The 14,557-nt window shown below is 65.3% G+C and carries 12 protein-coding genes; 3 read left to right on the top strand and 9 right to left on the bottom strand.

What is annotated here, in order from left to right; all coding sequences use genetic code 11:
• Positions 1-6 precede the first annotated feature (6 nt).
• Entirely contained in the window at positions 7-1,152 is a 1,146-nt protein-coding gene (locus AC1MDG_RS12885) for a cysteine desulfurase family protein (RefSeq protein WP_479804268.1), read from the top strand.
• Positions 1,153-1,202: 50 nt separating this feature from the next.
• On the opposite strand, the gene AC1MDG_RS12880 is transcribed toward AC1MDG_RS12885, so the two are convergent.
• The 3 genes from AC1MDG_RS12880 to AC1MDG_RS12870 form a co-directional block, all read right to left on the bottom strand.
• Positions 1,203-1,709 (bottom strand): GtrA family protein, encoded by a 507-nt coding sequence (locus AC1MDG_RS12880; RefSeq protein WP_479804267.1) that lies wholly within the window; start codon positions 1,707-1,709, stop codon positions 1,203-1,205.
• Between the two features lie 35 nt (positions 1,710-1,744).
• Positions 1,745-2,575 (bottom strand): fumarylacetoacetate hydrolase family protein, encoded by an 831-nt coding sequence (locus tag AC1MDG_RS12875; protein ID WP_479804265.1) that lies wholly within the window; start codon positions 2,573-2,575, stop codon positions 1,745-1,747.
• A gap of 71 nt (positions 2,576-2,646) precedes the next feature.
• Positions 2,647-3,309 (bottom strand): DUF1684 domain-containing protein, encoded by a 663-nt coding sequence (locus AC1MDG_RS12870; RefSeq protein ID WP_479804263.1) that lies wholly within the window; start codon positions 3,307-3,309, stop codon positions 2,647-2,649.
• Between the two features lie 98 nt (positions 3,310-3,407).
• Here AC1MDG_RS12870 and AC1MDG_RS12865 point away from each other — a divergent pair, with 98 nt between their 5' ends.
• Positions 3,408-4,235, top strand: a complete 828-nt coding sequence (locus AC1MDG_RS12865; protein WP_479804261.1) for a hypothetical protein — start codon at positions 3,408-3,410, stop codon at positions 4,233-4,235.
• Positions 4,236-4,310: 75 nt separating this feature from the next.
• Positions 4,311-5,117 carry a transglutaminase-like domain-containing protein gene (locus tag AC1MDG_RS12860; protein ID WP_479804259.1) on the top strand — a complete coding sequence of 269 codons (807 nt, stop codon included), beginning with the start codon at positions 4,311-4,313 and terminating at the stop codon, positions 5,115-5,117.
• Between the two features lie 68 nt (positions 5,118-5,185).
• Here the strand turns inward: AC1MDG_RS12860 and AC1MDG_RS12855 are convergent, their stop codons facing one another.
• The 6 genes from AC1MDG_RS12855 to AC1MDG_RS12830 form a co-directional block, all read right to left on the bottom strand.
• Complete coding sequence (locus AC1MDG_RS12855) at positions 5,186-5,647, bottom strand: MarR family winged helix-turn-helix transcriptional regulator (RefSeq protein WP_043482490.1); 462 nt, start codon at positions 5,645-5,647, stop codon at positions 5,186-5,188.
• Positions 5,647-6,771: an LLM class flavin-dependent oxidoreductase gene (locus AC1MDG_RS12850; protein ID WP_479804257.1), complete on the bottom strand. Its 1,125-nt coding sequence runs from the start codon at positions 6,769-6,771 to the stop codon at positions 5,647-5,649. Before AC1MDG_RS12850 ends, AC1MDG_RS12855 begins: the two co-directional genes overlap by 1 nt.
• A gap of 193 nt (positions 6,772-6,964) precedes the next feature.
• Positions 6,965-10,183, bottom strand: a complete 3,219-nt coding sequence (locus tag AC1MDG_RS12845) for an efflux RND transporter permease subunit (RefSeq protein WP_479804255.1) — start codon at positions 10,181-10,183, stop codon at positions 6,965-6,967.
• A gap of 69 nt (positions 10,184-10,252) precedes the next feature.
• Complete coding sequence (locus tag AC1MDG_RS12840; RefSeq protein WP_479804253.1) at positions 10,253-11,758, bottom strand: malate:quinone oxidoreductase; 1,506 nt, start codon at positions 11,756-11,758, stop codon at positions 10,253-10,255.
• A 79-nt stretch (positions 11,759-11,837) separates the two neighbouring features.
• Positions 11,838-13,508: an ABC transporter substrate-binding protein gene (locus tag AC1MDG_RS12835; protein WP_479804251.1), complete on the bottom strand. Its 1,671-nt coding sequence runs from the start codon at positions 13,506-13,508 to the stop codon at positions 11,838-11,840.
• 216 nt (positions 13,509-13,724) lie between these two features.
• Complete coding sequence (locus AC1MDG_RS12830; RefSeq protein WP_043482471.1) at positions 13,725-14,399, bottom strand: fasciclin domain-containing protein; 675 nt, start codon at positions 14,397-14,399, stop codon at positions 13,725-13,727.
• Positions 14,400-14,557 lie beyond the last annotated feature (158 nt).

Below are 14,557 nucleotides of genomic sequence, written 5' to 3'. Positions count from 1 at the left end.
CGGGCCATGATTTTCCTGGACGCAGCGGCCACCACGCCGGTCCGCCGCGAGGTGCTGGAAGCCATGTGGCCCTACCTCACCGGTGAATTCGGAAATCCATCGAGCCACCACTCGCTCGGCGAGTCCGCCGCCACGGCGCTCGCAGGCGCCCGGACGGCCACTGCAAGGGCGCTGAACTGCCGCCCGGCCGAGATCACGTTCACGTCCGGCGGCACCGAAGCGGACAACCTCGCCGTGAAGGGCATCGCCCTGGCACGGCAGGCTGCGGACCCGGCCCTCAACCGGGTGGTGATCAGCGCCGTCGAGCATCCTGCCGTGGAGGAATCGGCGCGGTACCTCGAACGGTTCCACGGTTTCACCGTTGATACCGTTCCGGTGGACGGCTTCGGTCAAGTCACGCCCGAGGCCCTGGCGGCTGTGCTCCGCCCGGAGACCGCGCTGGTCAGCGTGATGTACGCGAACAACGAGGTGGGAACCGTCCAGCCAATCCGGCAGCTCGCCGGGCTTGCCCGGGAACACGGGATCCCGTTCCACACCGATGCTGTCCAGGCTGCGGGCTGGCTGCCCCTGGACACGAAGATGCTGGGCGTGGACGCCATGAGCATCTCCGGTCACAAGCTGGGGGCACCGAAAGGAAACGGGGCCCTGTATGTGAGGAGCCGCACCCGCGTTGAACCCCTGCTCCATGGCGGCGGGCAGGAACGCGGCCGCCGCTCCGGGACCGAGAACGTTGCCGGCGCTGTGGCCCTGGCCACCGCGCTGGGACTCGTCCGCCCCGGCCGGGAGCAGGTAGCGGCCCTGCGGGACGATTTCATCCGAGAGGTCCTGGCCGGTGTGACCGGCGCGCAACTGACCGGACACCCCGCCGAGCGGCTCCCGTCGGTGGCTTCGTTCTGCTTCCCCGGAACCAGCGGCGAATCCGTGCTCCTCGAACTGGAACGCCAAGGCGTGGTGTGCTCCAGCGGATCTGCCTGCGCCGCCGGCTCCGATGCCGCCTCGCCGGTGCTGCTGGCGATGGGCATTCCGTCCGAAGTCGCCCAGACAGCCGTCCGGTTCAGCTTTGACGCCTCGGTGACTGCGGCGGAACTGCACGAAGCGGCAGCAGCCGTCAGGAACGCCGTAGGCAGTGTGCTGACGCTCGGTATCCGTTAGCGTCCCTCCCGCACCGCGCCGTCAGCTGTGCCGGACGGGCTGGTGCCGGGTCAGCGGTGCCGTGCGCGGCGGAAGATCCAGTGCCGCAGGAGGGTGAAACGCACGGCGGTTGCCAAAAACCCGGACAGGGTGGTGGTCCACAGCTCATCCGACATGGTGGCATCCGGATTGAGCCAGTGCAGCACGCCGAGGCTGCCGCCGGTGATCACCAGCGCAATCACGATGACCACCAGGCCGCTCAGATGATCCCTGCCGATCTTCCCGCGCCCGGCGATCTTGAAGGTATGCCGCCGGTTCAGGGCCGTATTCATGACCGAGGTTATGATCAGCGCCACGGCATTGGCCGGCTGGGACCCCAGCCAGGGCCTGAGCAGGGCGTAGAGGGCCAGAGACGTCGCCGTGCACACGATGCCCACCCCGGTGAACCGGAGGAGCTGCCGGACGGCGGGGAAGCGGAGGATGCCGCGGTAATGTTTTGTGGCCGGCGGCCGCCGTGCGGCAGGAGCGGAACCGGACCGTTGCGTCAGCGGGGCGGCGGGCGCAGCAGGTGATTCCATCGCTCAAGCCTGCCACATCATGCCGGCGGATTCGGTCAGGCGGAGTCCCTGACCGGGTTCGTCAGTTCGCCGATTCCCTCCACGCGGCAGGTCACGGTGTCCCCGGGGTGCAGCTGCGCGCTTTCGGCGGGAAAGCCCGTGAGGACCAGGTCCCCGGGGTGGAGCGTCATGAACGAGGTCAGGTAGACCAGGATTTCGTCAACGCCCCAGCCGAGGTCCGCCGAGCTGGCAGCGCGGAGTTCACGGCTGTTGTGCACGATGCCGATGGACAGTGCAGCAGGTTCCAGCCCCGTCACGATCCATGGCCCAGCCGGCGTAAACGTGTCCTGGCTCTTGGCGCTGATCCACAGGTCATCTGTCTTCTGCAGCTCCCGGGCCGTGACGTCGTTGCCGATGGTGAAGCCCAGAACGGCCGTCCGCGCATTCTCGGGCGTCAGCCCGCGTGCCTTGCGCCCGACGACGACGGTCAGCTCGGCTTCCGGGTCCACATGCCCCACTCCCGGTGCAAGTTCGATGGCCTCGCCCGGTCCCACCACGCTGGTGGCTGCCTTGTGGAAGGCCTGAGGAGGAAGGGCCCGTCCGGCCTGGCCCGTGTTGTGGGCCATGCCCAGGACATTGGCCGGAACGCTGGGTGCGAGGAAAGTGAACGAGGCCTCGCCCACCACCGAACCCGGCTGCCATCCGGCCCGGGGTTCACTAGCGGCGTTTGCCCGTGATCCCGGGAACGGACTGTCGACGACGGTCCAGAGCCTTCCCGCTTCGCTGCCGAAGTCCGGGGCGTCGTTGGCCACGAAGAACTGTTCAAGCCCGGAGGCGGCGGAGTGCGGACGGACTCGTGCGATACGGCGGGTCGGCGTTGCGGTCATCAGGAAATCCTACGTGCCGCCGGACGCAGGGTCGCAGCGTGTCGCCGGGACCGTTTCACGGGAAGGACGGGTCAGTACAGTTCGCCGACCGGGATCTCCACGGCCAGCCGGTTGGACGGACCTGCCAGCGGGCACGCCCAGGCTTCGTTGTAGGCGCAGGAGGGGTTGTAGGCGAAGTTGAAGTCGAGGATGAATTCGGCGTCGGGGCCTGATCCCAGCACTCCGTGGAAGGCTCCCTTGATGGTGTCCACCAGGTAGCGTCCGGCGCCGTAGCTGCCGCCCGGCTGGCCCGCGGTTGCGTCCCGGAAAGGCACGAAGATGCCGCCGCCGTAACCGTGCAGCTTCCAGACGGCCAGCTGGCCCATCTCGGGCAGGTCGAAGGTGCCCAGGCGCACGAACCTGACAACGCCGTCGGTCCCGGTCTCAACATTCATTTCCCGGCCGGCGCCCTCTTTGGTCAGGGGCACGTGGAACCGGTAAATGGGGTCATAATCAGCTGTCCGGAGGCCGCTGAAGGTGGCCTTGGCTTCGGTGGTGAGGGCGGAGGCCGGGTGGGTGCCGAACATCCGGTCGCGTTCCTGGCGCCAGTACGAGTGCGCCTCAGCAGGGCTGTCCACGGCAATTCTTCGGACGTCCTGGTACATGGCGAAGGTCCGGACCCTCCAGTCGGCGATGTCCAGGGCCGAGATGTCCGCTACGCTGTCCTGCTCCGTGTCAAAGTGCTGTTCCGCCATGTCCCCAGCGTAGCCCTCTTTGCGCACTGGAATGCCAGGCCGCCAACACTCCGGCCTTAACACGGCGGCTGCGGGGCGGGCCCGGCTACGCTTGCGTTATGACAGGGAAGGAAGTGGCCCGCGGGGCCCGGCTGGGCGCTGCGTTGATCGTTGCGGCTGTAGTGATGTCCGGTTGCACTGGCGGGGGCAAGGGGGAACCCGCCTGGACGGCGGGCGGCAGTCCGACGGAAAGCGCGACGCCGCCGGGCACCTCATCAGCGTCGTCGCCCGGGGCCAGCGCGGGCGCCGATTCCACCGGGGCGCAACCTTCGGCAACAGGCACTGAATCCGCGTCCGCCGGGGCGACGGCGGCGGCGTGGAAGGTCTTCTCGGATTCCACCAGGAACGTCAGTTTTGAACTGCCGCAGGACTGGATTGCGCAGTCGGTCACACCCGACCAGGGGACTCTTCCGGGAGCCATCAAGATCGAAGTCAAGGACGCCAAGGGGGGATACCTGGCGACGCTGCAGACGGGCCTGCCGTCGCCGTCGGCGCCCGCCTGCGCGGAAGCGTCCCGTAAGCCGTACGTGGTAGTCAGCAGCGTTCCGCTGGACCTGCCGCACCGCGAAGGAGACGGACTGATTGCGCCGCACGTGGTGTTCCGCGTGATCCAGGGTTACAGGTACTTCGGCTCCTACGGCATCACCAACGTGGTGGGAGGAAGCGACGGCAGGGCCTGCGCCCTGCAAAACGTCGTGCGCGGTCCGGAGGGCAAGGGGGATGTCTCGTTCGGTGACCTGGCCGTGATCAAGGCCTTCGCCACGGATGAGAAAGTGGCCCCCGCCAAGGCCTTCGATACCTTGGACCAGGCGGCCAAGTACGTGAACGAGGGATCGGAATTCGCGAATGTCCAGCGGATGCTAATGTCTCTGAAGATCAAAAGTTAGTCCCGCCGCCCGCCCGTAAACCCAACCGGCCGGCTCCGGGTACTGTTCTGCAACTACCTCACACCCCGGAGATACATGGAACGCAGCGTGGCCACCCGGCTCGTCTTCAAGACAGCAGCTGAAACCAAAGTCGCACTGGCGGTAGCCGTGGCAAGGAATACGGGCTATTCGTCGCTCGTGGAAACGCTGTCGGTGACCTCCGGGGAGGACACGGTTCCCCTGACGGAACTGTCCGACCACCACGGCGGCCGTTTCCACTACATGGAGTTCGCGGAACCCACGGAGGTAACCGTCGACTACACGGCCACGGTTTCCGGGGTGGCGGTTCCGGACCAGCCCAACCTCATGGAACTCATCCGCTACGTCCGGCCCAGCCGCTACGCCGAGTCGGACCGGCTGCTGCCCACGGCCTATGCGGAATTCGGCGGCCTCCAGGGCGAGGAGCTCCTGCATGCCGTCCGCAACTGGGTGTTTAGCGAGCTCCGCTACGTCAGCGGCTCCTCCCGCGGGACCGACGGCGCGGTGGAGACGCTCCTGCACCGCCGCGGCGTGTGCCGCGACTTCGCCCACCTGGCCATTTCAATGCTGCGCTCCAAGGATGTGCCGGCGAGGCTGGTTGCCGTCTATGCGCCCGGGCTCAGCCCGATGGATTTCCACGCCGTGGCAGAGGCCTACATCAACGGCGCGTGGTACGTCATTGATCCCACCGGGCTAGCTCCCCGGGAGAGCATGCTGAGGATCACCGCCGGCCGGGACTCCTCCGACACAGCGTTCCTGTCCACGGTGGGCGGAAGCCTGTCCCTGCGGGAGCTCCGCGTCACCGCCGTGGTGGACGGCGAGCTGCCCGTGGAAGATCCCTCGAAACTCGTCGCGATTTCCTGACGCTGCCGTCCGGCAGGTGACTGCCGGACGGCATCTGTGCCGGGCGGCAGGATCCGCCGCCGGCGACCCTAGCGCCCTGACACCGACCCGCGCAGCTTTTCGGTGAGCCGCAGCAGTTCGCGCTGTTCGCTGGCAGTCAGCGCCGGGGTAATCAGCGCGGAGATGTCGCGCACGTGTTCGCGGCCGATCTGCTTCTGCAGGTCCCGGCCGGCATCCGTCAGCTTCAGGAGGACACCGCGTCCGTCCTGGGGCGCTGGCATGCGCTCCACGAGGCCGCGCTTCTCCAGCCTCTCCACAAGCCTGCTGAGGCTGGACTGGCTGAGCAGTACGTTGTCATTGAGCTCGTTCAGGCGCAGCCAGCCGGACGGGCAGCGCGAGAGCGTGAACAGGACATCGTATTCGTTGACGGCCAGCGCCTTGAAAGCGGGGCCGGACTGGAGCCTGCGCATCACCGCCACCTGGGCGCGGAACAGTGATTCCCAGGTCTCGGCGGCGAGCCTCACGGGCGACTCTCCTGGCTGCGCAGTCATCAGGCGTCCTGCGCCGAGGGCTTGCTGAGGGAGTCCTCCTGCACCTGGGCTGCCATCCGTGCTGCGACCCGTCCGGCGTGCGTCGGCGGTTCCGGGACGTGGGCGGGCGTGAGCGCGGCGTACTCCCTGCGCAGGACCGGCAGGACCTCTTCGCCGAACAGGTCGAGCTGTTCCAGCACGGTCTTCAGCGGCAGGCCCGCGTGGTCGATCAGGAAGAGCTGGCGCTGGTAGTCGCCGAAGTACTCACGGAAGGTGAGGGTCTTTTCGATGACCTCCTGCGGGCTGCCGACGGTCAGCGGTGTCTGCGAGGTAAAGTCCTCGAGCGAGGGGCCATGGCCGTAAACGGGCGCATTGTCGAAGTAGGGACGGAACTCCTTCACGGCGTCCTGGGAGTTCTTGCGCATGAAGAACTGTCCGCCGAGTCCAACGATCGCCTGGTCGGCCTTGCCGTGGCCGTAGTGCTCATAGCGCTCACGGTAGAGGCCGATCAGCTGCTGGTAGTGCTCCTTGGGCCAGAAAATGTTGTTGGCGAAGAACCCGTCGCCGTAGTAGGCAGCCACTTCAGCGATCTGCGGCGTCCGGATGGAACCGTGCCACACAAAGGGGGCCACGCCGTCGAGCGGGCGCGGTGTGGAGGTGAAGTTCTGCAGGGGCGTGCGGTGCTTGCCCGACCAGTTCACGGTGTCTTCGTCCCAGAGCCGGCGCAGCAGGCTGTAGTTCTCGATGGCCAGCTCAATGCCGTCCTGGATGTTCTTGCCGAACCAGGGGTAGACCGGCGCGGTGTTGCCGCGGCCCATCACCAGGTCCACGCGGCCGTCCGCCAGGTGCTGGAGCATCGCAAAGTCTTCGGCGATCTTCACGGGGTCGTTGGTGGTGATGAGGGTGGTGGCGGTGGACAGGATGATTCGTTCCGTCTGCGCTGCGATGTAGGCCAGTGTGGTGGTGGGGGAGGAGGAGAAGAAGGGGCGGTTGTGGTGCTCGCCGATGGCGTAAACATCCATGCCGATCTCTTCGACCTTCTTGGCAATGGCCACGGACGCTTTGATGCGCTCGTGTTCCGTGGGCGTGCGGCCCGTGGTGGGATCAGTGGTGATGTCACTGACGCTAAAAACGCCGATCTGCATGGTGTGCCTTTCCGTTTTCCGAACTGCTCCGGGTCTTGTACCAGTGTAGCCGATTTAGATGCATTTGCATCTATCGCTTGATGTAACGTTCGGCACGCCGGGATATTCCCGCTCGGTTAAACAGCAGTGCCCGTACCACCGGGCGGCACGGGCACTGCTTAGGTCCAGGAACTGCGGTTCTTCAGGGGGCGGGCTATTCGGGTTCGCCGGCCGCAGCCCGGCGGCCGGAAACCTTGGGGACCATGCCTGTGGTCCAGTCACGGAACTCTGCGTCGACGTCGTCCGCCGGACCGAAGTCGGGGCGTTCGTGCATCGCACGCAGCAGCGCCTTCTTCTCACGGCGCCCTTCCACCAGCCGGTACAGGACCGGCACAAGAACCAGCGTCAGCGCCGTCGAGGACACCAGGCCGCCGATGACCACCACCGCCAGGGGCTGGGAGATGAAACCGCCACCGCCGGTCAGGCCCAGCGCCATGGGTGTGAGCGCGAAAACCGTGGCCAGGGCGGTCATCAGGATGGGGCGGAGGCGCTGCCGTGCGCCGTGGGTGATGGCGTCTTCCACGTTCATTCCGGGCTGGCCCTCCCGGGGCTGCCGGTATTGGTTGATGAGGTCGATCAGGACGATCGCGTTGGTCACCACAATGCCCACCAGCATGAGCATGCCGATCAGCGACGGCAGGCCCAGCGGCACGCCGGTTGCCAGGAGCAGGGCGATTGCCCCCGTGGCTGCGAACGGGACGGACACCAGCAGGATGAGCGGCTGGATGAGCGACTTGAAGGCCGCCACCATGATCACGTACACAATGGCGATTGCTGCCAGCAGCGCCAGGCCCAGTTGCTGGAACGACTCGGTTTGCTGGGTGGTGGCGCCGCCAATCTCTGCGGTGACCCCTGGCGGGAGTTCAACCCCCTTCAGCCGGTTCTGCACCTCTGTGCTCACGGCGCCGAGATTGGCCCCCGACGGCGTCACCGACACCTTTGCGGTGCGCTGGCCGTTGCTGGCGGTGATGGAAACCGGGATATCCACTTGTTCCACGGAAGCGATGCTTCCCAGCGTCACTGCACCGCCGGAGGAAGGCAGCGGGATGTTCCGCACGGCGGCGACGCTTGTGAACCGTGTGCCCTCGCCGATCTGCACCGGGAAATCATTGGTGTCGATCCGCACTGTTCCGGCCGGCAACGGACTGATGGTTGCGGCCAGGACGCCGGCCACCTGCTCCTCGTTCAGGCCGGCCGCGACCGCTTTGGCGCGGTCCACCTTGACCTGGACCACCGGCTGGCTGGCTGCAAGGTTCGTGGCAACCTCGGTGCTGCCCGGAACGCCTTCCATGGACTTGACCATGGCATCGCTTGCGGTCCTGAGGTCTGCCGAATTGGCCGCCTTCAGGGTGATGTCCACCGTGGACGTGGTGCCGAATCCGCCTTGCTGGGATCCCACGGAGATCTTGCCGGCGTCACTGATCTTCGCCAGTTCGGTGCGTACGGTTTCCTGGAGCCGGGCCTGGTTGGCTTTCTCTTCGGTGACAACGGTGAACGATGAGTTCGAGGCGCCACTAGACGTGAGCGCGGTGAAGCCGGTCTGTGCGTTTCCGGACGTGACCTGGACGTCCTTGATGCCGTCGATGTCCCGCAGTACTTCCTCGACCTTCACGGCTGCCGCACTGGTGTCGGCGAGGCTGGTTCCGGCCGGCAGGACCTGGCGGACCGTCATGCTGTTCTCGCCGGAACGGCCCAGCAGATCGGTGGCAAGCAGCGGTGTCATCGCCGCGGTCCCGCCGAGCACCAGGACTGCGGCAATGAGCGTCACCACCGGGTGTTTCTGTGTCTTGGTGAGGAGGGGCAGGTAGCCGCGCTGCAGCAGGCTGCGCTGCTCCGCCTCGTGGGCCTTGGCTGCGGCTTCCCGCGCCGCTGCGGCGGACAGGACTGCCCCCGCCTTATCAGCCGGTGCCTTCAGGAACCAGTAGGCCAGAACGGGCACGATGGTCAGGGACACCAGCAGCGACGAGAGCAGCGCGATGGTCACCGTCAGGGCGAAGGGCCGGAAAAGCTCGCCGGCCAGTTCCCCGACGAACGCGATGGGAAGGAAGACTGCCACCGTGGTCAGCGTGGATGCGGTGATGGCGCCGGCAACTTCGCGGATGGAGGTCAGGATGGCTGACAGTTTTGTCTCGCCGTAGCTGAGGTGCCGCTTGATGTTCTCGATCACCACAATCGAGTCGTCCACCACGCGTCCAATGGCGATGGTGAGCGCCCCGAGGGTCAGGATGTTCAGCGAGTATCCCGTCGCGGACAGGCCGATGAAGGTGATGAGCAGGGACAGCGGGATGGAAACGGCAGTCACCAGGGTGGACCGCACGGACATCAGGAACACCAGGATCACCGCGACGGCAAAGCCCAGGCCCAGCAGGCCTTCCGTGGTGAGGTCCTTGATCGACTTTTCGATGAACGGAGCCTGGTCGAACACCGGGGTGAACTTGGCGTTGGATCCCAGCTCAGCCTCGAGCTGGCCGATGGAGTCCTTCACCGCGTGGGAGATAGCCACCGTGTCGCCCTCGGGCTTTTTGGTCACGGAGAGGGCCAGCGTTTCCTTGCCGTTCGTGCGGGTAATCGATGTGCGGACGTCATCCTTGATGCTCACGTCCGCAACGCTGCCGATGGTGGCGGCGTCTTTGGCGCCGCCAAGCGGCAGGGCCTTGATGGCGTCCAGGGAGTCCACCGGGCTGCCGATCTGCAGCGAGAGCGTCTTGCCCTGTTCCTCGATGGTGCCTGCCGGAACCAGTGCCCCGTTGTTCTTCAACGCAGTGCTGATGGACTGGATGGTGGTGCCCTTGGCCGCCATGGCCTCGGGGCGGGGAAGGATCTGGATGTGCTGGCTGGCGCCACCGGTGACGTCGGCCCCCCGGACACCGTCGAGCTTCTGAAGCCGGGGGACGCTGAGCCGCTGCAGATCGGCGTTCAGTTCACTGAGCGGATTGTCGGAAGAGACTGCCAGAAACACAATCGGGAAATCGCTGATGCTGCCTGCGATGGCCTGCGGCTGGACGTCGTCCGGCAGGGCGCGCTTGGCGTTGGAAATGGCGCGGTCGATCTGGTTCCGTGCACGGTCCAGGTTTGAACCGTAGGTGAACACCATGGTGATCTGCGAAACGCCCGTCCGGGAGGTGGACGACGTCGACTCAAGCCCCTCGACACCGTTCAGCGCAGTCTCGAGGGGCCCGCTCACCTGCTTGTCCACTACCTCCGGCGACGCGCCGGGCATGGCCGAGATGACCGTGATCTGCGGAAACTCGATGGAGGGAATGAGTTCCTGCTTCAGCGAGGACATGGTGATCACGCCGAACACCGACGCGAAGACGGTGATCAGCGCGATCAGGGCCCTGTTTGCCAGCGATAGTTTTGCCAGCCGGTACATCTCATTGTCTCCTGGTGGGTTAACGGTCTTGTGGTTGGGGGTGGAACCTGCCGTAACCCGAACAGGGCCTCAGCTGGAGGGTGCGTCTATGGCTTCCAGCTGGAGGGTCTTGGCGGTTTCCGCCTCCAGCTGTGCGGCCAGCTCCGGGTTGTCGTTGAGCTTGATGCCGTAGCCGGGCATCATTTCCTTGAGCTTGGACTGCCAGCCCTTGAAGTCCTTGGGGAAGGACTTCTGCAGGAGTTCGATCATGATGGGAACTGCCGTGGAGGCGCCGGGGGAAGCGCCAAGCAGCGCACCGATGGAACCGTCGCGCGCGGCGATCACTTCAGTGCCGAACTGGAGGACACCGCCCTTCTTCGGATCCTTCTTGATGATCTGAACACGCTGGCCGGCGGTGATGAGTTCCCAATCGCCGTCTTTTGCTTCGGGGTAGTACTCGCGCAGGGCCTCCACCTTGTCGCCGTGGCGCTTGGCCACCTCCTTGACGAGGTAGGCGGTCAGGTCCATATTGTCCTTCGCCACGGCAAGCATCGGGATGATGTTGCTGGGCCGGATGGACAGCGGGAGGTCCAGGTACGATCCGTTCTTCAGGAAGTTGGTGGAGAAGCCGGCGTACGGGCCGAACAGCAATGAACGCTTGCCGTTGACGTAGCGGGTGTCCAGGTGCGGAACCGACATGGGCGGAGCTCCCACGGACGCCTGGCCGTAGACCTTGGCGCTGTGCTGGGCGGCGAGTGCCTGGTCGGTGCAGCGGAAGAACTGGCCGGAGACCGGGAAACCGCCGTAGCCCTTACTCTCCGGAATTCCGGAGGCCTGCAGAAGGTGCAGGGCGCCGCCACCGGCACCGACAAACACGAACTTCGCGCGGATGTTGCCGTGTTCTCCGGACCCCTTGTGCTTGAGCGTCAGGTCCCATCCGCCGCCCGGGGCGCGGCGGATGCCGTTGACGTCGTGTCCGTAGTTGATCTCCACGCCGTTGTTGCCGAGGTAGGTGGTCAGCTCGCGGGTCAGGGCGCCGAAGTCGACGTCGGTTCCTTCGGCCGCGCGGGTGGCCGCAATCCTCTGCCTGGGGTCGCGGCCCTTGACGATCAGGGGCGCCCACTTGGCGATCTGCGCGTGCTCCTCGGAGTACTCCATGGAGCGGAAGAGGGTGTTCGGCTTCAGCGCTTCATACCGGGTCTTCAGGAAGTCCGCATTGGCGTCACCAATGACGAAGCTCATGTGCGGAACCGTGTTGATGAACCCCTTGGGGGACCCGATGAGCGAGTTGCTGACCAGGTGGGACCAGAACTGGCGGGACAGCTGGAACTGCTCGTTGATATGCAGCGCCTTGGAGGGATCAACCGAGCCGTCTTTGGCTGCGGGGGAGTAGTTAAGCTCACACAGTGCGGCGTGCCCTGTTCCTGCGTTGTTCCACGGGCCTGAGCTTTCCAGGCCGGCTTCGTCGAGCCGTTCGAACAGCGAGATGGTCCAGTTCGGTTCGAGCTGCTTGATGAACGCACCCAGCGTGGCGCTCATGATGCCGCCGCCAATCAGGACGACGTCGGCATGTTGGGTCTTGGATATGAAAGTCACAATCAGTCTCCGATAGCAGCGGCTCTGGCTGTCACAGAATATCCCCGAGCACCCTACTAACTGAAATTGGGGCGGTCCGTCAAGGTTTTAGCTCCACCTTTGTGAAAACCTCGTTTAATACCGGCGAGGCAGGGTACTTCAGCACCCGGTCGGAGAGGGCCAGCGCGGAAATGGGGAAAGCAATGGGGACGGCGGGGACCGATTCGGCGATCTGGGCGTTGATGGTGCGGTATTGCTCCGTCCGCTCCGCGCCCTCCGGCAAGCCGCGTGCCCGCGCGATCTTCGAGAAGACCTGTGGATCCTGGTAGCCGAATTCGCCGGTCTTCTCGCCGAACAGGGGACCCACGAAGTTGTCCGGATCGGCGTAGGAACCGTTCCAGCCGAGCAGATGCAGGGCATGGTCCCCGGGCGACTGGACCTTTTGCAGGTATCCGTCCGACCACTCCACCGGCACCGGCTTGATGTTGAAGCCCACCGCGGTGAGTTGCTTGCTGAGCTCTGCGTACACCTTTTCGGGCGTGGGAAGGTAGGGCCTGGTGACATTCAGGGGGTAATAGAACTTGAGTTCCTCGCCCTTGTACCCGGCTTCCTTCAGAAGCGCCTTGGCCTTGGCCGGATCATGGCCGAGGGAGGGGGCGTTGTTGTTGAACCCGCTGAGCTTGGGCGGGACGAACTGGGTCGCCTGGGCCGTGTTGTCGATAAAGAACCGGCGGATCAGCGTTTCCTTGTCCACGGCCAACTCGATGGCCTGGCGCACCTTGATGTTCTGCAGGATGGGAACTTCCTGGTTCATACCGAGATACATCACGGAGAACGGGTCGCGCTGGATGATCTGCTGTCCGCGTTTGACGAGCTGGTCGAAGTTGCCCACGGTGACGGCATCGTAGCCGTCGATCTTCCCGTCGAGGAGGGCCTGGAGCCTCGACTGCGGATGATCGTAGGTGACGAAGTTGATGGTGCCGATCTGGCCCTTGTCGCCCCAGTAGTCCTTGTTGCTGACCAGCTTGACGCTGGAATCCTGCCACGCTGCGAAGCTATAGGGGCCCGTGCCGACGGGATGGAGGGCATAGGCAGAGACCGGCTGGCCGTCGCGGGTCTGGCTGAGGTTGTCCGCCTTCTGTGCCGCCATGGCCGTAGGGGAGGACATGGCGAAAGCAGGGAGCGTCAGCGCCTGCAGGAACCCGGTGAACGGCTGGGTGAGGTCGATCCGGACATTCCCTGCGGAGACCGCAGTGCAGCCCTTGTAAATGGAGAGCGATGCCTGGTCTGCATAAGCCTTGAACACACCCTTGAACGAGGTCCCCGGGGCCTGCGTCCGCAGGCTCGCCGGGAAATTAAACCAACGGTTGAAGTTGGTACAGACGGCTGCTGCATCGAACAGTGTGCCGTCCTGGAAGGTGACGCCTTCGCGGAGCTTGAAGGTGTAAGCGCGGCCCTCGTTTGATTCTGCCCATTCGGTGGCGAGCAGGGGGGTGGGCAGCCCTGTGGTCTGGTCCACTCCCACGAGGCCCTCGAGGACCTGGCGGGTGATCCTGTAGGACTCCACGTCTGACGCGAGCGCGGGATCGAGTCCCAGCGGCTGTGCCGCCGTGCCGAAAGTGAACGTTGCGGTCGGGTCGGACGTGCCGGCAGGAGCCGCGGAGGAGGACGCCGGTGCCGGAGCAGGCGTTCCTGTGCACGCGGCCAGCAGCAGCGACAGGACCCCCGCACCGATACTGACTGCAATGCGGCGCGATTTACTGCTGGGCACTCGATGATCACCTCTGGGCGGCCGGAAGGTCCGCGGACAGCGGACCGGTCCCCAGTCTAATTGACCGATCCTGGACACTTGCCGGATGCGCGCCGTGCTGCCGGCAGGGCGTGCGGGGAGCAAAACGAGACCCGCACCGGACGGTGCGGGTCTCGTTTTCTCCGGGGTCGGTCCAGGGAGTCAGGCTGGAGCCGCAGCAGGAGCGTTGGTGGTTGCCTACTTCGGCATCAGGACGGAGTCCACCAGGTAGACCGTGGCGTTGGCGGTCTTGACCCCGCCGCAGATGACGCTGGCGTCGTCGACCTTCAGCGCATCCTTGGTGCCCGTGACGGTGACGGAGCCGCCCTGCACGGTCTTGTGGGTTCCCACAATGTTGTCAGGGGTGATCTGGCCGGGAACCACGTGGTAGGTCAGGATCTTGCTCAGCAGGGCGTCGTCGGTCTTGAGTGTTTCGATCGTGGCTGCGTCGATCTTGGCGAACGCGTCATCCACCGGTGCGAAGACCGTGAATTCACTGCCATTGAGCGTATCCACGAGGTTGACCTTGGGGTTGAGCTTGCCGGAGACCGCTGCCGTGAGGGTGGTCAGGAGCGGGTTGTTGGAAGCGGCAACCGCAACCGGATCGAGGGCCATTCCCGCTACCGATCCTGCGCCGCTGGGGACCTTCTCTGCGTAGCCTGCGCAGCCGGGGCCCACCAGGTTGGCGGCGGGATCCATGGCGGCCGCGGAGCTGGCTGACGGTGACGGGGCCATGCTTGAAGCGGCCGGCGTGGAAGCCGGTGCGGAGGAGCTGCTGGCCGTGGTGGCAGATCCGCCGCATGCGGTCAGGCTCAGCAGAGCTGCAGCTGCAACACCTGCAACGGTGAAAGTTGTGCGCTTGAATGACTGCATTTCGATTCTCCTTGTTAGTGCCGATCATTGCCTGCGGCGAACGACTTCTTCGATCACTGCTCTGGCTGTTTCCGACTGTGGGCACCGACCCTAGGTTGGTGTCTCAATGGGTATTCGGCGGTTCGGCAGGAAAGGATGGGTGAACCGGGAAATCTTTT

It is taken from the genome of Arthrobacter sp. AIWTK1 (assembly GCF_056680535.1).
Note: the sequence above shows the minus strand (reverse complement) of the source record. Positions and strands in the feature narration are given on the sequence as shown.